The organism is Duganella sp. GW821-FHT07F09 (assembly GCF_059418705.1).
This window is the reverse complement of record NZ_JBWKQJ010000011.1, coordinates 128,320-152,737: the sequence shown is the minus strand read 5'-3', so window position 1 is coordinate 152,737 and position 24,418 is coordinate 128,320. Positions and strand designations below refer to the sequence as shown.

Genomic DNA, 24,418 nt, shown 5'->3' with positions numbered 1-24,418 from the left:
TGGGACATCGAATGGCCAATGAGCTGATCCGACGGATAGTGATAGTGGGTGGCGGATCGGCCGGTTGGCTGACCGCCGGCCTGATCGCGGCCGAACACCGCGCGACCTCCCCTGAGGGACTGCAGGTGACCCTGATCGAATCGCCCGACGTCGCCCCGATCGGCGTCGGCGAGGGCACCTGGCCGAGCATGCGCGACACCTTGCGCCGCATCGGCGTGTCCGAATCCGACTTTTTCCGCGAATGCGACGCCTCGTTCAAGCAGGGCTCGCGCTTCAACCGCTGGTGCACCGGCGCCGACGACGACTATTACTTCCACCCGTTTGTGTTGCCGCAGGGCTACGGCGAAGTGAACATGCCGGAGCACTGGCTGGCCCAGCATCCCGATGTACCGTTCGCCGACCTGGTCAGCTACCAGCCGCACCTGTGCGCGCGCGGCAAGGCGCCCAAGCAGGCCACCACGCCGGAATTCGCCGCCGTCGCCAACTACGGCTACCACCTGGACGCCGGCAAGTTCGGCCTGTTCCTGCGCAAGCACTGCCTGGAGAACCTGGGCGTGCGCTACGTGCCGGACCACGTGACCGGCATCCATTCGGCCGCCAACGGCGACATCGCCTCCTTGCAAACGCAGCGCCATGGCGCCCTCGAAGGCGACTTGTTCATCGACTGCACCGGCATGCAATCGCTGCTGCTGGGCAAGCACTACGACATCGACTTCGTCTCGCAAAAGCACGTGCTGTACAACGACTCGGCGCTGGCGGTGCAAATCCCCTACCCCGCCGACAATTACCCGATCGCCTCGCAAACGTCGTCGACCGCGCAAAGCGCCGGCTGGATCTGGGACATCGGCCTGCCGACGCGGCGCGGCGTCGGCCACGTCTACTCCGGCGCGCACATCGGCGACGACCAGGCCGAAGCGGAATTGCGCGCCTACATCGTGGCGACCGGCGGGCCGGCGGACATCCCGACGCCGCGCAAGCTGACCTTCGATCCCGGCTACCGCGCCAAATTCTGGCATCGCAACTGCGTCGCCATCGGCTTGTCCGCCGGCTTCATCGAACCGCTGGAGGCGTCGGCCCTGGCGCTGGTGGAAATGTCGGCCGCCATGGTCAGCGACGACATGCCGGCCACGCGCGCGGCCATGGACATCGTCGCCAAACGCTTCAACGAACACTTCACCTACCGCTGGGAGCGGGTGATCGATTTCCTCAAGCTGCACTACGTGTTGAGCAAGCGCCGCGACAGCGCCTACTGGCGCGACAACACCGACGCCGAACATGTGCCGGAGCGCCTGGGCGAGCTGCTGACCTTGTGGCGCCACCGCGCGCCGTCGCGCAGCGACTTCAACCGCATCGAGGAAGTGTTCCCGTCGGCCAGCTACCAGTACATCCTGTACGGCATGGGCCGCGGCACCGAATTCACCAAGCAACACCCGCACGAAGCGGCGATGGCCGACGGCTATTTCCGCGAAGCGGCCAACCTGACACAGAAGATGCTGGACGCACTTCCCACCAACCGCGAGCTGATAGAGCACATCAAACGCCACGGCCTCCGCACATAATTATTATTCGAGACAAGTCATGCCAAAACCAGTATTACTCAACAACGTAGAACACAAAAACCTGCGCGTCATCACCCGGCGCGGCGCGCGCTTCGGCGACGCGCAGATGGCGGCGCCCACCTTCCCCGCCGAATTCCGCAACATCCAGGCCTGCTACCCGATCGTCTTCCGCCAGACCACCGACGGCGTCGGCTTCGAGCCGATCGCGCTGCTCGGCTTCCAGGAGGGCGAGAACCTGTTCCTCCAGGGCGAGCGCTGGGACGCCGTCTACATCCCGATGCTGGTCGAGCGCCAGCCCTTCCTGATCGGCATGGGCGGCGCCGACGGCCAGGACCTGACGGTGCACATCGATATCGAAAACCCGCGCGTCAGCGACAGCGAGGGCGAGGAAGTCTTCAAGCCGCACGGCGGCACCACCGATTACCTGGAGCGCGTCAACTCGCTGCTGGCGGCGATCCACAACGGCATGCAGGACATGCCGCTGTTCCTGGCCACCTTGGTGGAGCACGAGCTGCTGGAAAGCTTCGTGCTCGATGTGGGCCTCGACGACGGCTCGCAAAACCGCCTGGCCGGCTTCTACACGATCAACGAAGACCGCCTGGCCGGCTTGAGCGGCGACGTCATCGCAAAGCTGCATGCAGGCGGCCACCTGCACGCCATCTACATGGTGCTCGCGTCGTTGTCGAACTTCCGCGCGCTGATCGACCGCAAGAACGCGCTCCATGCCTAAAGCGATACGCGAGATCGCCGGCGTCGGCCCGAAAGAGCTGACCGACGACATCCTGGCCGCCACCCAGCCCATCGTGCTGCGCGGCCTGGCCGCCGGCTGGCCGATGGTGCGGGAGGCGCGCGAATCGCACGAGCGGGGCGACGCCTACCTGCGCCGCTTCTATGGCGACGCCACCACCGGCGCCACCGTCGGCGCCATGCTGGGCCCACCGGAGGCCGAGGGCCGTTTCTTCTACAACGAGGATATGAGCGGCTTCAATTTCTACCCGGTGCACGCCAAGCTGACCGGCGTGCTCGATGAAATCCGCGTCAAGCGCGACATGGAACGGCCGCCGACCGTGTACGTGGGATCGACCAGCGTCGAGACCTGCCTGCCCGGCTTCCGCGAACACAACGACCTCGATCTGGGCGGCCGCGACGCCTTGATGAGCATCTGGATCGGCAACCGCACCCGCATCGCCGCCCACTACGACGTGCCGGACAACCTGGCGGTGGTGGCGGCGGGCCACCGGCGCTTCATGCTGTTCCCGCCGGAGCAGCTGAAGAACCTGTATATCGGCCCGCTCGACTTCACGCCGGCCGGCCAGGCCATCAGCCTGGTGGACATGCTGAAGCCGGACTTCGGCAAATTCCCGCGCTATGCGGAGGCACTGGAGCATGCGCAAAGCGCGGTGCTCGGACCGGGCGACGCGATCTTCATCCCCAGCATGTGGTGGCACCACATCGAAGCGCTGGACGCCTTCAATGTGCTGATCAATTACTGGTGGCAGCGCACGCCGGAATTCATGGACACGCCGACCAACGCCCTGATGACGGCCTTCCTGACGATGCGCGGGCTGCCGCCGGAACAACGCAAGGCGTGGCAGGAAGTCTTCCGCCACTACATATTCGAAGCCGACGAAGAAACGGCGCAACACATACCGGAAGCGGCGCGCCACGTGCTGGCGCCGCTGACGGCCGACGGCGCGCGCGCGTTGCGCGCCCAAATACTAAAAAAGCTGAACCGTTAAGGAGACCGGCAAAATGCAAGACCAAAACAAAGATACCAACAACCGACAAGCGGTGCGCCGCGTCGTCATCTGCGGCGGCGGCACCGCCGGCTGGATGGTCGCCGCCGGCATCGCCAAGGTGCTGGGCAAGCGCCTCGACATCAAACTGATCGAGTCCGACGAAATCGGCACGGTCGGCGTCGGCGAGGCGACCATCCCGACCCTGATGAACTTCCACAATCTGCTCGAGATCAACGAGCAGGAATTCATGGCCGAGACCCAGGCCACGTTCAAGCTGGGCATCTCCTTCGAGCAGTGGCGCAACGTCAAGGAGAACTACATCCACTCCTTCGGCTTCACCGGCGTGGACCACTGGACGGCGGGCTTCCAGCACTTCTGGCACAAGGGCGTCGAGCGCGGGCTGGCCAGCGACTACGGCGACTACTGCCTGGAGCTCAAGGCCTCGCTGGAGCACCGCTTCGCGCACCTGCCCAACAACGGCATGAACTACGCCTACCACCTGGACGCGAGCCGCTACGCCAAATACCTGCGGCGCCTGAGCGAACCGCGCGGCGTGCAGCGCATCGAGGGCAAGATCGTCCGCTACACCAAACAGGAAGGTGGCGACGTGCGCTCGATCGTGCTGGCGTCGGGGCAGGAGATCGAGGGCGACTTATTCATCGACTGCACCGGCTTCCGCGGCCTGCTGATCGGCGACGCGATGGAGGAACCGATGGAAGACTGGTCGCAATGGCTGTTCTGCGACCGCGCCATCGCCGTGCAGACCGAGGCGGTCGACGACGCCATCCCGCTGACACGCTCGATGGCGCACCAGGCGGGCTGGCAGTGGCGCATCCCGCTGCAGCACCGCGTCGGCAACGGCATCGTCTACTCGAGCCGCTACCTGGACGACGACACCGCGCACAAGCAGCTGATGGCCAACGTCGAAGGCCGCGCCCTGATCGAGCCACGCGTGATCAAGTTCAAGCCGTGCCAGCGCAAGCAAACCTGGAAGGGCAACGTGGTCGCCATCGGCTTGTCGAGCGGCTTCCTCGAACCGATCGAATCGACCAGCATCCACCTGATCCAGCGCAGCGTGGTGCGGCTGATGCAGATGTTCCCGTCGGATGGCGTGCGCCAAACCGACATCGAGGAATACAACGCCCAATGCAACCGCGAGATCGAGCACATACGCGACTTCATCATCCTGCACTACCACGTCAACAACCGCACCGACACGCAGTTCTGGATCGACTGCCGCGAGATGAGCATTCCGGACACGCTCAAGCACCGCATCGACCTGTTCCGCGAAACGGGCCGCGTGTTCCGCATCCCGAACGAACTGTTCGCCGAAAACTCGTGGATCCAGGTGATGCTGGGCCAAGGCATCATGCCGCGGTCGCACCACCAGACGGCGGACCTGATGGGCGACGAAGAGCTCAAGCAATTCCTGGGCAACATCAAGTCCAACGTCGACCGCACGGTGGTGCAACTGCCGGCGCACCAGGCCTACGTCCAACGCTACTGCGGCCGCCCCGAATCGGTCAAAGCCGCATAAAGGGATGGGCCCGGGGGTGAAAATTACCGAGCCGTAATCTGGCTGGCGACGGGAAACTGTCCTGGCGGCAGCAACTTCAGTTATAGTCCTCATGTGGCCACGGGCCCGACCATTCGCATTTCGACCGCAGAGGAAACCATGATGAAAAAACTGTTCGTTGCCAGCCTGATTCTGTCACTGAGCGGCGCGGTGTTCGCCGCCGAGCCGACAGCCCAGCAAAGCAAGATGAAAACCTGTAACGCCGATGCGGCCGGAAAAAAAGGCGATGAGCGCAAGGCCTTCATGAAGGAATGCCTGAGCGCGAAGCCGGCGGCGCCCGAAGCGAAGCTGACCCAGCAAGACAAGATGAAAAAATGTAATGCCGACGCCACCGGAAAAAAAGGCGACGAACGCAAGGCATTCATGAAAACATGCCTCAGTAACAAGGCCTGATAGTCGGATCAAAACGCCATCCGCAACAGATGGCGTTTTTTTCACCGACTCTTGCCTATCTGGCATAAAAATTGCTGGGGAAATACTTTTTTGTGTCGAACCCAGGATATGAAAACGTCACCCGCCGCCAGCTCCGACACCTTTTTGCCCTATATGCCGGACGTCGCCCGCTGCGAGCTGTCGCTGCGCGAGCTCAATCAAATGTGGCAGTTGATCGAGTCGTCGGCCAAGATGAATTGCCCGGCCGAGGCCCGCCTGCTGCTGCCGGCGATGGTGGCCACGCGCACCGGTTTCGCTCAGCTGGAACGGGCGCTGATCGCCAATCTGGTGCAGGAAAAGGTGCGCCATGTGCTGGCCGACCTGGGTACCCAGGCGCGCTATGCGATCGACATCCTGGTCCGCAACCTGTTCGAACGCACCGCCGATGTCGGATTCCTGGCCACCGACGTCGATCTGTGCCGCTTTGTCGCCGGCATCGATGGCGATGATGATGGCGACGGCCTCGAAGCGGCACGCCAACGCCTGTCCGACTACCGCGACAAATACACCGTCTACGACGAGATCCTGCTGCTGGACCTGGACGGGCGCGTGCTGGTGCAGGCCGATCCCGCCACCCCGGTAACCCACAGCCGCGATCCGCTGCTGGCCGAAACGCTGGCCGCCTCCGGCTATGTCGAGACCTTCCGCGCCACCGACCTGCGGCCCGGCAAACCGCGCGCGCTGGTGTATTCGCACCGCATGCTGAACCCGGACAGCGGCGAGCCGGCCGGCGTGCTGTGCCTGTGCTTCAATTTCGACCAGGAGATGGATGCCATCTTCGCGTCCTACCGCGATCCGTCGCACCGCGCCAACATGCTGCTGCTCGACGCGCAGGACCGCGTCATCAGCAGCGCCGATCCGCTGTGGATACCCGCCGGCGTCAAGGTGCCGACCAACGTCGACGGCCTGCCACGGCTGATGATGTTTGCCGGCCGCGAATACCTGGTGCGCACCTTCCGCTCCGACGGCTATCAGGGCTATCCCGGCCCGTCCGGCTGGAAGGGGCAGTTGATGATGCCCGTCGATCTGGCCTTCCGCAACGCCGGCGCCGACGCGCTGGGCGGCGCCGATCCGCAGTTGATCGAGGGCCTGCTGTCGCACGCGCAGGCGTTCAGCCCGACCCTGCATGATTTAATGACTGCGGTGACGCGCACCACCCGCACCATCGAACGCATCGTGTGGAACGGCAAGGTCACCAGCGCCGCCGACGACCAGGTGGACGGCCTTGGACACCACAACGGCAACGTCAACAAACTCAATACCGTGCTCGATCAGATCACCGAGACGGGTGGCCGCAGCGACGCGATCTTTTCGCGCTCGATCCAGGACCTGTACCAGACCGTGCTGACCGCCAGCATCAGCGAGGCCGAACTGACCTCGCGGTTGCTGGTCGATATGCTGGACCGCAATCTGTACGAGCGCGCCAACGATTGCCGCTGGTGGGCGCTGACGGCGCAGCTGCGGCGCGGCCTGGCCCATCCATCGGCCGAACAAGCCGCCGCGATGACCGCGGTCCTCGCCTACATCAACAGCCTGTACACCGTGTACGCGCGCCTGTTCGTCTACGATCGCGCCGGCCGCATCGTCGCCAGCACCGGCGAAAGCGATGATCTGCCAACCAGTATCGGCCCCCATATCGATGGCGCCACCCTGGGCCGGGTTTGCGCGCTGCGCGGCGAACTGGATCACTATGCCGAGCCGTTCGCGCCATCGCCCCTGTACGGCGGCGAGCCGACGTTCATCTATCACGCGGCGATCCGCCACCCGGAGCAAACCTCCACCGTGGTGGGCGGCATCGGCATCGTGTTCGATTCGCGCCCGGAGCTGCTCAACATGCTGCATAGCGGCGTGGCGGGACGCCGCAACATGCATGCCTTCTTCATCACGCCGGAACGCCGCATCCTGTCGTCCACCGACCCGGCCTGTGCGCCCGGCGATACCCTGTCGCTGGACGCCGGCCTGCTGGCGGCGGCCGAAAACGGCGGCGGCGCCAGCGTCGCGCGGATCATGCTGCATGGCGGCCAATATGTGATCGCGGCGTGCACGCGCGCCTCGGGATATCGCGAGTTCCGTGCCGGCCCGAATGCGGACATCGAGCAACCGGTGCTGTCGGTGCTGATCGAGTCGTTCGGCCCCGTGCGCGACAAATCGACGATGCCGGTACCACCGGCGCGGATCGAGCGCCGCAGCGATACCGGCCCGGATTTCGCCATCTTCCACGTCGGCCGCACCTTGATGGCGCTGAAGGCGGCGCGGATACAGGAGGCCGTGCCCTTCTCGAAAGTGAATAAGGCGGCCGGCAACAACCCGGCGCGCCTCGGCATGCTGGACGTGCCGCTGGCCGGCGGTAAGAAACATTTTGTGTGGGTGTTCGATCTGGCGTTGCTGGCGACCGGTAAAGCCGGCGTCGTGACCGACAACAGCCAGGTGATGCTGGTGCACCTGGGCGACAGCACCATCGGCCTGCTGGTCGACGATCTGCATTCGGTGCAGCAGTTCGACGCCGCCGACATGACCGAATCGCCCATGGGATCAGGCGAGTCGACCTTGGCGCCGCGCCTGATCAAAGCCAATCAGGGCAACCTGCTGATACAGGAAATCGATATCGAGCGCCTGTTCGCGCGCCTGCGCACCTGACGGCGGCAGGCGCCGCCTCTTTTTACGCGGCCATGCTTCCGGCCGGGGTTTCGGCGCCCAGCAGGCGCTGGCGGCGATACAGGATCAATGTCGCGCACAGGCCGCAGGCGGCGGCGAACGTCATCCACCAACCCGGCGCGCTCTTGTCGCCGGTGTACTCGATCAGGCCCGTGGCGATCGCCGGCGTGAAGCCGCCGAACACCGCCGTCGCCAGGCTGTAGGCCAGCGAGAAGCCGACCGTGCGCACTTCGACCGGCATCACCTCGGTCAGCGCCACCACCATGGCGCCGTTGTAGCTGGCGTACAGGAAGGACAACCAAAGTTCCACTTCCAGCATATGGGCGAAGCTTGGCGCCCGCACCAGCCAGTGCAGCGCCGGATACGCGGTCAGTATCGCCAGCAGCGAAAAGCACAGCAACAGCGGACGCCGTCCGACGCGGTCCGACAAGGCGCCCATCACCGGCAGCCAGATGAAGTTGGACACGCCGACGCACAGGGTAACGATCAACGCCGCGCTGGTGGTCAGGTGCAGCACGCTCTTGCCGAAGGTCGGCGTGTAGACGGTGATCAGGTAGAACGACACGGTGGTCATCGCCACCAGCATCATGCCGGAGATGACCAGCGCCCAGTTGTTCAGCATCGAGCGGAAGATCTCCCTGACCTCGGGGCGGTGCTTGCGGGCCTTGAACTCCTCGGTCTCCTGCAACGAGCGGCGGATCGCGAACAGCACCGGCACGATCATGCAGCCGACGAAGAACGGAATGCGCCAGCCCCACTCGCCCACCTGCGCCGGTGTCAGCCACTGGTTCAAGCCGTAGCCCAGCGCGGCGGCGGCCACCACGGCGACCTGCTGGCTGGCCGACTGCCAGCTGACATAAAAGCCCTTGCGGCCCGGCGTCGCCATCTCGGCCAGGTAGACCGACACGCCGCCCAGTTCCACGCCGGCCGAAAAGCCCTGCAGCAGGCGGCCTGTGAGCACCAGCAGCGGCGCCGCATAACCAATGGTGGCGTAACCCGGCACGCAGGCGATCAGCAAGGTGCCCATCGCCATCAGCGCCAGGGTGACGATCAATCCCTTGCGGCGGCCGACGCGGTCGACATAGGCGCCGAGGAGGATGGCGCCCAGTGGCCGCATCAGGAAGCCGGCGCCAAAGGTCATGAAGGTCATCATCAGCGACGCCAGCTCGTCGCCGGCCGGGAAGAAGGCGTTGGCGATGGCGGTGGCGTAGAACCCGAACAGGAAGAAGTCGAACATCTCCATGAAATTTCCGCTGACGACGCGGAAAACGGTGCCGGGGCGGGATTGCGCGTTTTTTTGTAAAGCGGTGGATGTCATGTGGTCCTCGATGCGGTGCGGTTACTTGGGATCGAGTCCGCTGGCGCGGACCTCGTCACGGGCGGCGGCGGAAGCCAGATAGGCGATCAGCTCCCGGCCCCCGCCGGGATGGCGCGCCTTGACCGGAACGCCGGCGGCAAACACGGTGACCTTTTGCAGCGATTCGGGCAGGCGTCCGGCCAGCACGACGCCGGGAACGGGCAGCAGTTCGCTGACCTGCTGGAAGCCGATCTCGATGTCGCCGCTGGCCACCAGGGCGGCCACCGGTGTCTTCTCGATCATACGCGCTTTGGATTTGACTTGCTTGGCGATACCGAGCTTGTCGAACAGCTCACGCTCGATATAAACGCCGCTGGCGCTGTCGGAGTAGCCGATCGAACGCGCCGCGAGCATCGCCTGTTTGAGTTTTTCCGGCGTGGAGATGTCGGGCGGCGCGGCGCCGGCGCGCACCACCATGCCGATGCGCGAATCGGCCAGCTCGGTGCGGCTGGCCGGATCGACCACGCCTTGCTTGATCAACTCGTCCAGCGCGTAGGCCACCATGATGACGACATCGGCCGGCTCGCCGCTCGCCAGGCGGTTGGGGATCGCCTGCGGGGATTTGCCCATCGACGGTCCCCATGCGGTATTGAGCGTGTGGCCGGATGCGGCTTCGAATTTCGTTTGTAACGCTTTGTAGGCGGCGGTGAAACCGCCGGAATTCATGACGTCGATCTGCTCGGCGCCGGCCGCGCCGGAGAACAGCGCGCAGCCCAGTAGCAGGGCCGATAAAAAGCGGGTGAACACGGTGCCGTCTCCATTCTTTTAAGGATTTGCGCTCATTATCGGAAGCGCGATTGATAAAGTAAAATGTTCATTTCCTATCCATTGATCACCCAAAGGCATCAATCATGAACCAGCTGCGATTCGACTTGTCCGACCTGCAGGCGATGGTGGCGGTGGTCGAGCAAGGCGGCTTCCGGGCGGCGGCGCAATCGCTCAACCTGTCGCAGCCGGCGCTGTCGCGCCGCGTCGCCAAGCTGGAACAGGCGCTCGACGCGCGGCTGTTCGAGCGCACCACGCGGCGCGTGAGCCTGACCCTGGTGGGACGCGAGTTTTTCGACAAGGCGGCGGAGATCCTCAACGGCGTCGAGGCGTCGCTGCACAATATCAGCGGCATCTCGCTGCGCCACTACGGCGAGGTGGCGGTGGCCTGCGTGCCGTCGGTGGCGCACCACATGCTGCCGCCGGTGCTGCGGCGCTTCCACGCCGAATTCCCGAAGATCCGCATCCGCGTGATCGACGAGGGTTCGGCCGAAGTGCTCAGCCAGGTGGTGCGCGGCGGCTGCGATTTCGGCGTCAACTTCCTCGGCGGCCAGGAGCCGGGCATCGTCTTCGAGCCCATTCTGCAGGAGCGCTTCGTGCTGGCCTGCCCGCCCGACCATCCGCTGGCGCGCAAGCGCGCCGTGGACTGGGACGACATCGGCGGCCATCCCTACATGACGGTGGCGCAGACCAGCGGCAACCGCTTGCTGCTGGACCGCGCTCGGCGCCCGGCCGACCAGCGCGTGCCCGGCTTCATCGAGGTGCAGCACGTGTCGACGTTGCTGGAGATGGTCAAGGCGGGCCTGGGCGTGGCCGTGGTGCCGCGTCTGGCGATGCGCGACGGCGACGGCCTGCGCGCCGTGCCGCTGAAAAACCAGGACCTGAACCGCACCCTGGGCGTGATTCGGCGCGGCGGCCATGTGTTGTCGCCGGGCGCCCAACGGTTGGTCGACCTGCTCAAGCAATCGCTGTCGAAGCGGACCGCCGGCGCCCGGACGACGGCCAGCCAAATTAAACCGTAGCCGCAGCGCAACACATCGCCACTTTTTTGCAGTTCGTCGCAAAGTTGTCGGCCATGGTGGCGAAGTTCAGTAAAATCAACGTTATCAAAATAAGTAACCATTGAACAAACCAACAAGGATTCACCATGCGCCGCACCGCTTCCGCCGTCCTGACCACCGCCCTCCTCGGCGCCCTGACCTCCACCCTGTACGCGGTGAGCGCCCCGGCGCTGGCGGCCGAATCGGTGCGCGCGCTGCCGCCGTTCATCGCCGTCAACGCCAAGGGCGCGTTCGCGATGACGGTCGAAGCGGGCAAGACGCAGTCGGTGGTGGTGCGCGGCGACGACAGGTTCGTCGCCGACCTCAAGACCACGGTGGTCGACAACGAACTGCAGATCACCATGCCCGATAAGAGCTACGAGGGCTCCAAGGGCGATCCGCGCATCGTCATCACCGTGCCCACCCTGAGCCGGGTAAAGGTCGAAGGCGCCGGCGAAACCATCATCAGCAAGGTCAATACCGACCGCCTGGACATCGGCTACCTGGGCGCCGGCCAGCTGGTCGCCAGCGGCAAGGTCAAATACCTGCGCCTGAACGCCAAGGGTGTGGGCCAGGTCGACACCAAGGCACTGCACGCGGAACGGGTCGACGTCAACTTTGAAGGCGTGGGCAGCGTCAGCGTCTACGCCAGCGATCTGCTCAACGCCGTGGCCAAGGGCATGGGTTCCCTGAACTACTACGGCAAGCCGAAAACCGTCAACAAATCGGTATCGGGCATCGGCAGCGTCAACGCCAGGGACTAAACCGGGCCGGCCGGCGCGGTGACACGCGTTGCGATTGCGGGTACCATCAGGATCACCATAAACGAATAACAATAGATCCATCGCACCGGGGAGACGGCTAACGTGGCTGCGCCGAACGACATCGCGCACTGGCGCGCGCGGATTTTCGCCAAGCTGCTGCTGATCGTGTTCCTGCTTGGACTGGCCACGGCCGTCCCCAGCATGCTGCTGGCCGCCAGCGAGGGCATGTGGTCCATCGTCGTTGTCGACGTCGTCGCGCTGTCGTGGATCGGCGCCATCCTGCTGCTGCGCCGTGTCGCCTACACCGTCCGCGTGCTCAACTTCCTGGCCGTCGCCTTCGTGGTCGGCGTCGGGCTGCTGCTCAAGATCGGACCGGTCAGCCAGATCTACCTGTTGGCCATCCCGGTGCTCGCCGCGCTGCTGCTCGGACTGCGCCCGGCGTTGTGGATGCTGCTGCTGGCCGGACTGGCGGTGATGGTGCTCGGTTACGAGGAGAACGCCAAGGTGGAGATCGACGGCATGCCCGACCATGCCTTCCTCAAATCGGCCATCATCTCGATCAATTTCATGTTCATCGCGGCGGTGCTGACGCTGTCGTGCGCGGTGCTGCTGCAGCAGCTGGCGCGCTCCTTCGACGAACTGCGCGCCGGCGCCGATTCGCTGGAGCGGCTGGCGTTCTTCGACGTGCTCACCGGCCTGCCCAACCGCCGCCTGCTGATGGACCGCATCGACACGCTGCTGGCCAGCTCCGCGCGCAGCGCCACCTTCAGCGCGGTGATGTTCGTCGACCTCGATCGCTTCAAAACCATCAACGACGCGCGCGGCCACGCCACCGGCGACGCGCTGCTGTGCAAGGCGGCCGTGCGCCTGAGCCAGCTGGTGCGCAAGGCCGACACCGTGGCGCGCATCGGCGGCGACGAATTCGTCGTGGTGCTGGCGCACCTGGCCGACGACCTGGAGAGCGCCACCCACGCCGCGCGCACGGTGGCCGAAAAGGTCCGCGTCACCATCGGCGAGGAGTTCGAGATCGACGGCCAGATATACACATCGACCGCCAGCATCGGCGTGACGATGCTGCCCAAACCCCTCCACGGCGGGCAGGAACAGACCGCGCACGACCTGCTGCGCGAGGCCGATACGGCAATGTACCGCGCCAAGGCCGAGGGCCGCAACGGCATCGCCTTCTTCGAGATGGCGATGCAGACCGCGGTCGAACAGCGCCTGTCGATGGAGCGCGACCTGGCCGCCGCGCTGGCCGGGGGCGACCTGCGCATGCACGTGCAGCCGCAGGTCGACCGCGACGGCCGCGCCATCGGCGGCGAGCTGCTGATGCGCTGGCCGCTGGCCGACGGCGCGATGGTGCCGCCGTCCGTCTTCATCCCGGTGGCCGAGGAGTCGGGACTGATCCTGGCGCTGGGCGCCTGGGCGCTGCGCCAGGCCTGCGAGGCGGTGCTGCTGCTGGAGCGCGTCGGCCTGGCTATGCCGCTGTCGGTCAACGTCAGTCCCAGCCAGTTCCGCCAACCGGATTTCGTCGCGCTGGTGCAGCGCACCCTGGCCGAGACCGGGGCGCCCGCCGGGCGGCTGATACTGGAGGTGACGGAAGGGCTGTTGATCGACAAACTGGATGACACCATCGCGCGCATGCATCAACTGGCGGCGCTGGGACTGCGCTTTTCGATCGACGATTTCGGCACCGGCTATTCCAGCCTGGCCTACCTGAAAAAAATGCCGCTGTATGAGCTCAAGATAGATCGCAGCTTCATCATCGACGCGCCGGACGACGGCAGCAGCTCGGCGCTGGTGCAATCGATCCTGGCGATGGCCGGCCATCTGGGGCTGCACGTGGTGGCCGAAGGCGTGGAGACACGGGCGCAGGCCGATTTCCTGATCGGCCATGGCTGCCCGTGTCTGCAGGGTTATCTGTACGGGCGGCCGATGCCGCTGGCGGAGATGATCGAGCGGCTGACGAAAAGCCCGGCCACGGCAACCTCATAAGCCAGGCAGGCACGTAGGGCGGATTAGGCGGAACGCCGTAATCGGCCATCTATGCGCCGCCGGCGACTCATCGATGGCCGATTACGCTTCGCTAATCCGCCCTACGTGTTTTAGATGGGAGCTTGATTCCGTGGGCATCTTTTACTGCAGCACGCTCACGCGCTTGCCGCTGACGCTGCGCTGCGCCGGGTTGCCGTACACGGTGACCCTTCCGGAACCGTTGGCGTCGGCCACCAACGATTGGCTGACGGCGGCCGAGATGCTGCCCGAGCCATGCGCGCTCAGTTCCGCGCTCTGGCTGGCCAGGCCGGCCAGGTCGGCGCTGCCGGAACCGTACAGGCGCACGGTCATGCTACGCACGCTGCCGCTGGCGTTGACGCCGCCGGAGCCGTGCAGGTCCAGGTTGAGCGTCTCGCCCTGCAGGTTGCCCAGGTTGAGCCGCCCGGAGCCGTTCAAGCTGGCCACGGTGGAGCCGCTTTGCAGACCGTTCGCATCGACACTGCCCGAACCGTTCAAACGCGCCTCGAGCCGGCTCACATTGCCGGCCAACTGCACCGCGCGCGAACCGTTCTGGCTCAGGTTCAAGGTGCCGCCATTCAGGCCGGTGACCGACAGGCGCCCGGAGCCATTCGATTGGATGCGGCGCAGCTGGGGCGTGGTGTAGACCACGCGCAGCGGGTTGGAGGCGCGCACGCTGCCCTCGACCCAGACGCGCAGGGTGGCGCCGCCGGCGTCGGTGCGCAGCAGCGGCAGCAGGTTGCTGTCGCCTTCGACCCGCAGCGAGGCCGCCTCGCCGACGCGCACCTCGACCTGCAAAGGGCCGTTAATGTCGATGCCGTCGACACTGGCCGCGACGACCGCGTCGCGCCGCTCGACGGCGCTCTGGCCGTTGCCCTCGACCGCGTTGCCGCCGAAGGAGGTCTTGTACTGCATATTGCCGTCTTCCGGGATGACGATGACGGCGCAGCCGGCGATGGTGGCCAGGGTGGAGAAGGCGGCAATGGTGGCGAAGGCGATGGCGGAGAGGCGCATGATCGGGTATCCGTGGAGTTTTATAGTGGTATCACTATAGCCAGCGCCCCCGCTCCCCGCCCTCGCCATGCGACAAAACGTCGAAAACGGGGAGTGAAGCGCAAAAACGGATGGTGCTAACATGGAGGTCATGGATACACAACCCTCCTCCCCTACCCCGGACACCCTGACCGAGTTGCGCGACCTGACCCGCGCCTTCGCCCGCGAGCGCGACTGGGAACAGTTCCACACTCCGAAAAACCTGGCGATGGCGCTGTCGGTCGAGGTGGCGGAGCTGGCCGAGCATTTCCAGTGGCTGCACACCGGCGCCGACGCCGAACTCGATGACGCCAAACGCGCCGGCATCCGCCACGAGCTGGCCGACGTGCTGCTCTACCTGGTCCAGCTGGCCGACAAGACCGGCGTCGACCTGCGCGCGGCGGCGCTGGAGAAAATGGCGCTCAACGCGGCCAAGTATCCGGCCGACCGGGTGCGCGGCGACGCCCGCAAGTCGACCGAATACTAGCGCCCCGCCGGCGGATCGCCGATGCCGAGCGCCTTGCGGATCTGCGCCGAGACGATGGACCACGACGGCGACGTCGCCGCCACCTCGTCGTAGTGGCTGCCTCCCGGCAGCACGATCACCTCCGCCGCGTCGCCGGTGGCGATGGCGCGGCGCGCGTAATCGTGCCCGGCCCTGATAGGCGACACGGCGTCGAACTCGCCGTGGATCAGCACCGTGCGCACGCCGGACGGCAGCATCTCGGCCGGCGAGGTGTCGGCGAAGACGTCCGGCCGCGCGGCGCTCGGCGTGCCGGCCAGTTGCGCGGTGTCGCGCTCGCAGCTGGTTTTGATCAGGGCCGCCTCGTTGCGCAGGTCGGCCAGGCCGCCCAGGCTGATCACGGTGGGCACCGGCAGCGGGTCGGCCACGTACAGGGAGCTGGTGCGCGGCAGGCGCGCGCGCGAGCCGGCCCACTGCGCCAGGTGGCCGCCGGCCGAGTGACCGACCAGCACGATGCGCGACAGGTCGAGCCGGTGGGCGGGCGCCAGCGCGCGCAGGCGGTCCATCGCGGTGGCGACGTCGAGATACATGCCGGGGTAGCCGCCGCCCTCCTCGTCGAAGCGGCGGTATTCGACGTTCCATACCGCCACGCCCTGGCGCAGCAGGTCGCCGGCGATGTTGCGCATTTGCGTGATGCCGCCGAATTCCCTGGTCCAGCAGCCGCCGTGGATGACCACCGCGATTGGATGCGGGCCGTCGCCCGGTGGCGCGAACAGTTCGGCGAACTGGGACGGGGCGGCGCCGTAGGCTACGTGCAGGCTGGGGGCGGGGCCGTTCAGGGCCAGGTAGTCCTGCAAGGTCATCGGCGCGGCGGCGGCGCCAGCATGGCCGGCGATGGCGGCGGCCAGCAGGGTCCTGCCCATTTTTTTCAACATGCGACGCTCCGTGGTTTGAAGCGCTTATGCTACACGAAAAAAAACCGCCCCCGAGGGCGGTCGTGGCCGAAGAATGCGTCGGCGGCGGAGCGTGGCGGATTACGCTGCGCTAATCCGCCCTACGTGTTTTAACGCACCCTTTGCCTGGACGGTGCAATCATGCGTCTGTCGCGCCGTCGTGGAGACACGTAGGGCGGATTAGCCGGAACGGCGTAATCCGCCACGAGCCGCCAGCGGCTTACCACTTATAGTTGGCCCGCACGTAGTAATACCCGCCATTGATACCGAACGGCGAGAACGACGGCAGCACCGTCACCGCCGCGTTGTCCAGCGCGGCGCGCTGGTCGGCCAGCAGCGCCGGATTGACGCCGTTCGGGTAGGTGTTGAACAGATTGTTGGCCCCCACCGCCACCGACCACGCCGGATTGACCTTGTATCCCACCTCCAGATCGGTGATCGCCTTGGCCTTGATCTCGGTCTTGTGATAGACCGAGCCGTCCTCGCTGCCGTAGTCGTTCGACTTGCCGTAGATCGCCTCGCGCAGGTTGATGGTCCAGTCGCCGATCTTCCACAGCGCGCCCAGGTTCACGCGCATCTTCGGCGAGGCCGTCTCCAGGTTGGAGATGGCGGTCTTGTCGAGCAAGGTTTGCGGCAGCAGCTGCGTCGGCGCCTGGTTGATCTTGGTGACTTCGACCTTGTTGTAATTGGCCGCGATCGACCAGTCAACACGGCCGTAGGCGCCGTAGTTCTCGTTCAACGTGGTGACGAACTCCAGTCCCCGGCTGCGGGTGTTGACCGCGTTCGAGAAGATGTTGATGCCGGTCTGGCTGACGGTACTATCCAGGACATTGCCGTTGGCCAGAATCGCCGCCGTCACGGCCGGCGAGTTGACCGCGCCGCCGGAACCGTACAAGGCGCCCGAACCGACGATGCGGTCGCGGATCTTGATCTGGTAGACGTCGAACGTGATATTCAGATTGCTGGCCGGGTTGAGCACCATACCCAGACTGAGGTTGGTGGACGCTTCCGGTTTGAGGCCGTCGACGCCGACCAGGCGCGCGCCCGGCGAGTTGGGCGCCAGCTGCACGAAGGCGCTGGTCGGGCCGACATTGGTGGCCGAGTAGTACGATTCGGCCAAGGTCGGCGCGCGGAAGCCGTTACTGAAGGTGCCGCGCACGGCCGCCGCCGGCGTCAGGTCATAGCGCGAGGTCAGCTTGCCGACCCTGGCGCTGCCGAAGTCGGAGAAGTGCTCGTAGCGCCCCGCCAGGTCGACCGTCAGGTCCTTGATCGGATTGCCGGCGATGTCGATATAGGCGGCCTTGTTGGTGCGGCGGTGGCGGCCGGCGTCGGTCAGCGAGAAGCCTGGATACGACTGCGAGCCCTCCTTGTAGCGCGAGGCCGCGTCGCCGGCCTGGATCTCGTACTTGTCGATGCGGTGCTCGACGCCGGCGGCGAAGGTGAGCGGCTTGCTCCAGCCGACGTCGAATTCGCGGCTCGACTCGAGCGTGGTGGTGAGCTGGCTGGCGATGAAGGCGCCGGCCTTGAACGTGGTCGGCGAGTAGCCGGTGTCGTTGAACAGCGAGGCGTTGGCCGAATCCTCGACGCCGATCTCGGACTTGTCGCGCCCGTAGGTGGTGCTCAGGTCCAGGTTCCACTCGGCCAGCTTGCCCTTGACGCCGCCGGTCCAGCCGAAGTCCTTCTGGTTGATCTTCTCTTTCGGCGAGAAGCCCTGCGGGTACATCTTCGGAATGCGGGTCGGCAGGCGGTAGTTCTCGTAGGCGCGCGCGACCTTCTCGCCGTAGGTGGCGATGCTGTAGATCTGGACGTCCTTGGTGACGTCCCAGCCGAAGTTGGCCGCCAACACCTGCAGGTGGTACTGGGCGTCGCCCTGGATCTTGTTCAGGTACGGGTAGCCGGGGATCGACGTCATGCCCGGCGCGGCGGCGATGTTGCCGGCATCGAGCAGGCGCGGGTCGATGCCGCCACGGTCGCTGTAGTCGTGGTATTTGGATTCCGCCGTCACGCTCAGGAAGGCGTCCTTGAACGGTTCGAAGCCGATGTTGGCCGAGCCGCCGACGGTCTTGCCGCCGCCGTCCCAATAGCCGCCGCCGGTGGCCGAGGCGGTGCCGCCATGGTCGTTCGATTTGAGGATGATGTTGATCACGCCGGCGATGGCGTCGGAGCCGTATTGGGCGGCCGCGCCGTCCTGCAGCACCTCGATATGGTCGATGGCCGACACCGGGATGAAGTTCAGGTCGGCCGCCGCGCCGCCCTGGTACGGGCCGCCCAGCACGGCCAGATTGGCGGTGCCGTGGCGGCGCTTGCCGTTGATCAGCACCAGCGTGTTGTTCGGGCTCAGGCCGCGCAGGCGGGCCGACAGGGTCAGGTTGGCGGTGTCGCCGCCGAAGGCCTGGGCGGTGAACGACGGCAGGTTCTGCGCCAGCGCCTGGATCAGGTCCGGCTGGCCGGTGCGCATCAGCGAGGCCGAGTCGAGCACCTGGATCGGCGAGGCGCTGTTCTCGGCCTTCATGCCGCTCGAGCGGGTGCCGGTGACGATCACCGAACCGGCCGACGCGGCGTCGGCCGGCGCGGCCGCCGCTTCGACGGCGGCGTCGACGGCGGCATCGGCAGGATTGGCCGCATACGCGGCGCCGATCGCCAGGGTGGACAACACGGCTGCGACGCCGATCTTCAGTGTGGCCTTATGCATATTTTAAATCCCCATTTGAATAATTAGAAAAGTAAGACCTGAACCCGAACCCGAATCTAATTCCGATACCGCTTATTTTTTCGCGGCCACCACCTCGATCTCGACCAGCCAGCCCGGGTTGCTCAAGCCGGCCACCTGCACCACGGCGCGCGCCGGCAGGTTGGGCTGGGCGCCGCCGAAGTACTGGGTGTAGGCTTCCATGAAGCCCTTGGTGTCGCCCTTGCCGCCCTTGGCCGGATCGCCGACCAGGAACACCTGCATCTTGACGACGTCGGACATCTCCAGCTTCATGCCCTCGAGGATCTCCTTGATCTTCTTGAGCACCGTCTCGGTCTGCGCCTTGGTGTCGCCGAAGGCGGCCAGCGAATCCGGCGCGGCGGTCTTGTCGATCACTGCGGGCACCTGGCCGCTGATGAAGTGGATGGTGGCCGTCGGCGGGATCGTCACCGCCAGCGCGATCGGGAAGTCGGAGTTCGGAATCTTGTGGCGGACGATGTCGGCCTTCTCCTCCACCTTGGCCTTGGCGGCGGCCATCGCCGGCGATGCCGACATCAGGCCGATGGCGGCGGGGATCAACAGTGCGGCGATGGATTTGGTCAATGCGTTCGTCGATGCTTTGGTCATGGTCTCGTCTTCCTTTGGTTGTAATCAGTGTTTGTTCGACATTACGGCGGCGCCGAATTGGGCCACGCCGAGCGCATCGCGCAGCTTGAGCACCTCGGCCTCGGTCAGCGCGTCGGCCTTGTTGCCCCAGCTGGCGCGCACGTAGGTCAGGATGGCGGCCATGTCGGCGTCGCTGATGGTCTCGCTGAAGTCGGGCATGCCGCCCCGGCCCTTGAGCAGCACCGTGGCCACCTCGGCGTGGTCGCCGGTGACGAACTTGCTGCCGGCCAGCGGCGGGAACGCGCCGGGTATGCCCTTGCCGCTGGCCTGGTGGCAGGCCGCGCAGTTTTTCAGGAACAGCGCCTTGCCGTCCGGCGCCGTGGTCTGCGCCCGCGACGGCGCGCTGGCGGCGGCCGCGAAGCCCGCCACGATCACCATCGCGGCCTTCAATAACGTGTCCCTCATGCGCTGGCCCTCGCGTGGATCTTGGCGATCTGCTGCCAGGCCGATTCGATGGCGCCGGCCTGCCAGCCGGTCAGGTAGCTCAGGTGCTCGCCGGCGAGCATGATCCTGCCCTCGCCCTCGAGCAGGGTCGGATAGGCGGCGGCGCGGGTCTTCTCGGTCCACTCGGCCCAGCCGCCCAGGTTGTACTGCACGCGATGCCACGCAACCGAGAACGCGTTCTCGTATTCGTCGCGGTACTGCGGGAAGATCTTCTGGCCGGCGGCGACGGCGAATTCGGCGCGCTCGGTGGGCGTCAGCGCGCTGACCTCGATGGCGGCCGTCTGGTACTGGTAGTAGCCGAGCAGCACGCCCTTCTTTTTCTGCCAGCCGTACGACGGCATCGAGATGGTGTTGATGCCCTTGATGTCGGTGAGCACGTGGCCGCCGTAGATATGGTCATCCTCCTCCCAGAAGCGGCGCTTCATCTGCAGGCCGATCTTGCCGACCGGCGCGTAGGCCACCGTGGCGACGGCCTTCTTGAACGTGTCGGAGAAATCGGTGTCGATCTGGCGCAGCACCGACAGCGGGATGGTGCACAGGCAGTAGTCGGCCGTCACGCTGGAGGCCTTGCCGGTGGCGGTGTCCTTGAAGGCGACGGTCACGCCTTTGTCGTTCTGGCGGATGGTCTGCACCTCGGCGCGGTAGCGGATGGTCTTGCCGACGCGCTTTTCGAACGCCTTCGGAATCGCGTCCATGCCGCCGACCGGCTGGAACATGGTCGCCTGCATCGGGAAGTCCTGCACGGCGCTGTAGACGTTGCCCAGCTTGGACGCCAGCAGGTCCTTGAAGCCCAGCGGGTCGGACTGCTTGCCCGGCCCCGGCTCCATGCCGGCGCCCGGATAGACGGCGAAGCCGCGGCCGGTGCGGCCCTTGTATTGCAGGTCGGCGCCGGCCAGCTGGCCCTCGTGCGCCAGATAGTCCAGCAGCAGGCGCTTGTCGTCGGCCGTCAGCTCGGCGTCGAGCTGGTTGTTCTTGATCGACTTGGCCAGCATCTCGTCGACGTGGCCGCGCATGTCGGCCTTGACCTCCTTGATGCGCAGGCGCTTGCCGGCGAAGGGGCCGGCGTTTTCGGAGTACACATAGGAGTGGTCGTTCTCGTTGACCATCACCTCCAGCGGCACCTCGAACAGGCGCGTGTAGTGCAGGGTCGACTGGTGGTGCAGCGGGATGCGCCACGGGCCGTGGTTGATGTACTGGCCCTCGTCGAAGGCGCAGGTCTGTTTGTCGCCGCCCAACTCGGTCAGGCTGAAGCCCTTGCGGGCGGTCTGGCAACGGCCGCCGGCGAAGGCGCGCGCCTCGAGGATCTGGCACTGGTAACCGAGCTTGCCCAGCTCGTAGGCGGCGGTCAGTCCGGCCAGGCCGGCGCCGAGGATCACCACCTTCTTGCCCTTGCCGCTGCCGCTGAGGACCGGCGGCGCCGAGGACGTCGAGCCGATGCCCATGCCCCAGGCGTTCATGGTGTTTAACAGCAGGCCGGTGCCGCCGACGGCGGCGGCCCGGTACAGAAAGTCCCTACGGGTAAATGAACTAAACGGTTTAAACGGTTTTACTGTTTTGCTTTCCATCGGTTTCCTCACCAGTCTGCCTGAAATAACTTGGGTGACTTGCTTACCCATAGTTCCAATCTAGCAAGGCTCGTGCCACGCGGAACAACCAAAACAAACATGCTTCATGATGGAGGAAAGCCTTATGCCACAAGGCCTCCCGCCATCGAACAATGTTTTTACATGGGTGCCCACGGCACGCCGGCAGCGCCCTAAAAATCGCCGCCGGCGACAAACTTTATTTGCGCGAAACGGACTTTATTCGCGGCGCGGCGCGGCGTGCGCGCGCGCGCAAGGCGGGCCGGCGGCGGCGCGCGGCGACGCCGCGCACCAGCAAGTGGCAGGCGCCGAAACAGGGAATTGGAGGATGCACGACGCTGGACCGCGCCGGCGGGGACCGCGCGGGAAATCAGCCCGCGAAGCTGGCCAGGGCCGGCGCGCCGCTGCGTGCCGGCGGCACCGGCGCGGGCGCCGCCCCGCGCGGCAGGCGGGCGATCTCCTCGGCCGACAGATGGCGCTGGGCGGCGCAGGCGTCGTCCAGGTGGCAGGCGTGGAACTGCATCGGCGCGGCCGGGTCGAGCAGGTAGATCATGTCCAGGTTGGACGGATCGTAGGCGACCTTGACGCTCCAGTGTCCGCGCAGGCGCGCGCGCTCGAACCAGCGCTCGTTGATGGCGCGAGCGCAGGTGTAAGTACTTTCGAACAGGCGGATGCCGTCGGCGCCGACCTGCGCCGCCGCCACCGGCATCAGGCTGCAGCGGATCAGGTGCTCGGGATAGGTTTTGAGGCTGCCGCCGCGATGGGCCACGCCCCAGTCCCACAACTGGCGCGGGGTGGCGTTGCCGGCGTGGCGCAGCGGGTGGCGGTTGTTGTAATAGAGGACGCAGTCGACGACGATGCGGGTGAACTGCTCCAGATCGAGCACGCCGTCGAGCCGGCACGGCGCGCCCTCGTCGTCCGGCGCGAGCAGGCGGAAACGCTTTTCCAGCACCGCCTTCCAGTCGTCCGGGCCGTCGTCGACGGCGACGCAGCGCAGGTTGAAGTTGTTGAGCAAGGCCGGGTCCATGCCGCCTTCGCCGCGTTCCAGGCCGGCCGTCAGCGCGGCGTTGGCGAACAAGGTTTCGGGCAGGTGGCGGCACGGCCACTGCGCCGCCTCGATGCGGCGGCCGAACTGCTGGCTGTAGCGTTGCTTGTCGGCGCCGCAGTTGGCCAGCGCCAGCATCGCCTGCGGCCAGCTGGCCGGCCCCAGGCCGATGTAGACGCCGGTGACCAGGCGGCTGAACGAATCGATCGCCAGGTAGATGCGCGGGCGGCCGATCGATTGCCGGCGGTCGGCGCGCGAGACCAGCCGCACCTCGGCGCAGACGGCGTCGAGATAGAAGCCGGCGCCGGGGCGGCCGGGCGGCAGCGCCTGCGGCGTCGGCGCGGCCGGCTGGCCGACCACGGCGGCGGGCGCGTTGGACACGGCAGCGGCGGACGCGGGCGGCCAGAACGCGGCGGCGCCGTCGCCGCGGCGCGCCACCTCGGGCGGACGGTCGTCGTCGTGGTCGAGCCAGTAGTTGAACTGGCCGAAGGTCGGCAGCACGGCGCTGCGGCCGGCCGGCGTGGTCAGCACGCGGCCCGATGGTTCGTCGATGCGGCGCTCGACGAAGAACTCGTCGAGCATCTGTTCATAGGCGCCCAGGCGCGAGAACTTGGCGTGGCCCGCCGCGTAGCGCGCGATGGCGACGCGGAAGGTGCGGCGGATCTCCTCGTCGGCGTTCAGGCCGGGGCCGGCGTCGGCGCCGTTCTTGCGCGGGCGTCCGCGCTTGACGCCGGCCGAGGCCTGGCGCACCTTGCCCTTGCCGCCCGAGTTGCAGTAATCCGGCAGCAGCGCGTTGGGGGTCTGGCCGCGCTGCCAGTAGCGGCGCAGGTAGCGGTAGATGGTCGGGTGCGAGACGCCGTGGGCGCCGGTGGCGCGGGCGATCAGCTGGCCGCGCTGGCGCGCCTCGTAGATGCCCGGCTCCAGCGCCACCAGCGGCTCGATGATCTCCCAGGCGCGCGCGCGCAGTTGCAGGTGTTTGGCCGGCAGCAGGTCCTGGCTGACGACCATTAAATAAGGGTCGGCCGACAGCACGCTGGCGCGGCCGGCCCGGATGTCGGCGTGCAGCACCGACAGTTGGACGAGTTCTACATCGGCCGAGCGGGCCGCCACGTCGAAGACATAGGCGTGGCTCTGCTCGGGAGCGATCCACAAAATGCGGACGGTGCGCGGAGACGGATGCGTATAGTGCAGCAGGTCGTTCCGCAGTAGCATTAGCGCCCCTTCGAGACGGTGAATGGCCGGCTGTCGACGATGATCGCGTACGGGCCGGCCTGATTATGCTCGCGCAAAATCTGCGGCTTGAGCGAATCGACAAAGATGTTCCACAGCTTCCTGAATGATGTCATCTCAATGCTCCGATCTAAACGACTTGTCTCCAGGTTGAGGCGCCTCGGCAGGCGCGCCTTTTATAGGGATGTGCTATCACATATGCAATAAGCGGGCCAGCCTTGCCGGAAAGCAGCTTCTCCTATGAGAGTGATTCATGCGGGGTTTAACGGGCGTGGTGTTTGCGGCGGATCAAGCTTTGTTTTGGTGCAACGCAACAGATGGGCGCACCTTGTCTGTGCAACAACAAGAAGCGGCGCCGCGAACGAAAAACGGGGCCTTGCGGCCCCGTTGTCGATGCGATGGCGGCGGGTATG

At 66.1% G+C, this 24,418-nt stretch carries 20 protein-coding genes; 10 read left to right on the top strand and 10 right to left on the bottom strand.

The window, feature by feature from the left end; genetic code table 11:
* The first annotated feature begins 44 nt into the window (after positions 1-44).
* The 6 genes from AC07P1_RS26295 to AC07P1_RS26270 all read left to right on the top strand — a co-directional run bounded on the left by AC07P1_RS26295 (position 45) and on the right by AC07P1_RS26270 (position 7,943).
* Complete coding sequence (locus AC07P1_RS26295; protein WP_494698607.1) at positions 45-1,559, top strand: tryptophan halogenase family protein; 1,515 nt, start codon at positions 45-47, stop codon at positions 1,557-1,559.
* A 19-nt stretch (positions 1,560-1,578) separates the two neighbouring features.
* Complete coding sequence (locus AC07P1_RS26290; RefSeq protein ID WP_494698606.1) at positions 1,579-2,289, top strand: SapC family protein; 711 nt, start codon at positions 1,579-1,581, stop codon at positions 2,287-2,289.
* A complete protein-coding gene (locus AC07P1_RS26285) occupies positions 2,282-3,298 on the top strand; it encodes a cupin-like domain-containing protein (RefSeq protein WP_494698605.1) in 1,017 nt (338 codons plus the stop codon). The genes AC07P1_RS26290 and AC07P1_RS26285 overlap by 8 nt, the downstream gene beginning before the upstream one ends.
* 13 nt (positions 3,299-3,311) lie before the next feature.
* A complete protein-coding gene (locus tag AC07P1_RS26280; protein WP_494698604.1) occupies positions 3,312-4,835 on the top strand; it encodes a tryptophan halogenase family protein in 1,524 nt (507 codons plus the stop codon).
* Between the two features lie 141 nt (positions 4,836-4,976).
* On the top strand, positions 4,977-5,267 hold the full coding sequence (locus AC07P1_RS26275) for a PsiF family protein (protein WP_494698724.1): 291 nt from the start codon (positions 4,977-4,979) through the stop codon (positions 5,265-5,267).
* A gap of 108 nt (positions 5,268-5,375) precedes the next feature.
* Positions 5,376-7,943, top strand: coding sequence for a chemotaxis protein CheW (locus AC07P1_RS26270; protein ID WP_494698603.1), 2,568 nt, complete (start codon positions 5,376-5,378; stop codon positions 7,941-7,943).
* A 22-nt stretch (positions 7,944-7,965) separates the two neighbouring features.
* Here AC07P1_RS26270 and AC07P1_RS26265 read toward each other — a convergent pair whose 3' ends face one another.
* Positions 7,966-9,279: an MFS transporter gene (locus AC07P1_RS26265; protein ID WP_494698602.1), complete on the bottom strand. Its 1,314-nt coding sequence runs from the start codon at positions 9,277-9,279 to the stop codon at positions 7,966-7,968.
* 21 nt (positions 9,280-9,300) lie between these two features.
* Positions 9,301-10,041, bottom strand: coding sequence for a substrate-binding domain-containing protein (locus AC07P1_RS26260; RefSeq protein WP_494698723.1), 741 nt, complete (start codon positions 10,039-10,041; stop codon positions 9,301-9,303).
* A gap of 128 nt (positions 10,042-10,169) precedes the next feature.
* On the opposite strand from AC07P1_RS26260, the gene AC07P1_RS26255 reads away from it, so the two are divergent.
* From AC07P1_RS26255 to AC07P1_RS26245, 3 genes are all read left to right on the top strand, one after another.
* Positions 10,170-11,105, top strand: coding sequence for a LysR family transcriptional regulator (locus tag AC07P1_RS26255; RefSeq protein WP_494698601.1), 936 nt, complete (start codon positions 10,170-10,172; stop codon positions 11,103-11,105).
* Positions 11,106-11,230: 125 nt separating this feature from the next.
* Entirely contained in the window at positions 11,231-11,887 is a 657-nt protein-coding gene (locus AC07P1_RS26250; protein ID WP_494698600.1) for a GIN domain-containing protein, read from the top strand.
* Between the two features lie 102 nt (positions 11,888-11,989).
* Positions 11,990-13,882, top strand: a complete 1,893-nt coding sequence (locus AC07P1_RS26245; RefSeq protein ID WP_494698599.1) for a putative bifunctional diguanylate cyclase/phosphodiesterase — start codon at positions 11,990-11,992, stop codon at positions 13,880-13,882.
* 141 nt (positions 13,883-14,023) lie between these two features.
* Here the strand turns inward: AC07P1_RS26245 and AC07P1_RS26240 are convergent, their stop codons facing one another.
* Positions 14,024-14,914 carry a head GIN domain-containing protein gene (locus AC07P1_RS26240; protein WP_494698598.1) on the bottom strand — a complete coding sequence of 297 codons (891 nt, stop codon included), beginning with the start codon at positions 14,912-14,914 and terminating at the stop codon, positions 14,024-14,026.
* 130 nt (positions 14,915-15,044) lie between these two features.
* On the opposite strand from AC07P1_RS26240, the gene AC07P1_RS26235 reads away from it, so the two are divergent.
* A complete protein-coding gene (locus AC07P1_RS26235) occupies positions 15,045-15,419 on the top strand; it encodes a nucleotide pyrophosphohydrolase (RefSeq protein WP_494698597.1) in 375 nt (124 codons plus the stop codon).
* Here the strand turns inward: AC07P1_RS26235 and AC07P1_RS26230 are convergent.
* From AC07P1_RS26230 to AC07P1_RS26200, 7 genes are all read right to left on the bottom strand, one after another.
* Entirely contained in the window at positions 15,416-16,330 is a 915-nt protein-coding gene (locus AC07P1_RS26230) for an alpha/beta hydrolase (RefSeq protein WP_494698596.1), read from the bottom strand. The two genes, AC07P1_RS26235 and AC07P1_RS26230, sit on opposite strands and share 4 nt — an antisense overlap.
* Positions 16,331-16,568: 238 nt before the next feature.
* Positions 16,569-19,040, bottom strand: a complete 2,472-nt coding sequence (locus AC07P1_RS26225; protein ID WP_494698595.1) for a TonB-dependent receptor plug domain-containing protein — start codon at positions 19,038-19,040, stop codon at positions 16,569-16,571.
* Between the two features lie 72 nt (positions 19,041-19,112).
* Positions 19,113-19,664, bottom strand: coding sequence for a RidA family protein (locus AC07P1_RS26220; protein ID WP_494698594.1), 552 nt, complete (start codon positions 19,662-19,664; stop codon positions 19,113-19,115).
* Between the two features lie 24 nt (positions 19,665-19,688).
* Positions 19,689-20,108, bottom strand: a complete 420-nt coding sequence (locus AC07P1_RS26215) for a c-type cytochrome (protein ID WP_494698593.1) — start codon at positions 20,106-20,108, stop codon at positions 19,689-19,691.
* Positions 20,105-21,712 (bottom strand): flavin monoamine oxidase family protein, encoded by a 1,608-nt coding sequence (locus AC07P1_RS26210; RefSeq protein ID WP_494698592.1) that lies wholly within the window; start codon positions 21,710-21,712, stop codon positions 20,105-20,107. The genes AC07P1_RS26215 and AC07P1_RS26210 overlap by 4 nt, the downstream gene beginning before the upstream one ends.
* A gap of 388 nt (positions 21,713-22,100) precedes the next feature.
* Complete coding sequence (locus AC07P1_RS26205) at positions 22,101-23,987, bottom strand: TnsB C-terminal domain-containing protein (protein WP_494698591.1); 1,887 nt, start codon at positions 23,985-23,987, stop codon at positions 22,101-22,103.
* Positions 23,987-24,121, bottom strand: coding sequence for a hypothetical protein (locus tag AC07P1_RS26200; RefSeq protein ID WP_494698590.1), 135 nt, complete (start codon positions 24,119-24,121; stop codon positions 23,987-23,989). Before AC07P1_RS26200 ends, AC07P1_RS26205 begins: the two co-directional genes overlap by 1 nt.
* Positions 24,122-24,418 lie beyond the last annotated feature (297 nt).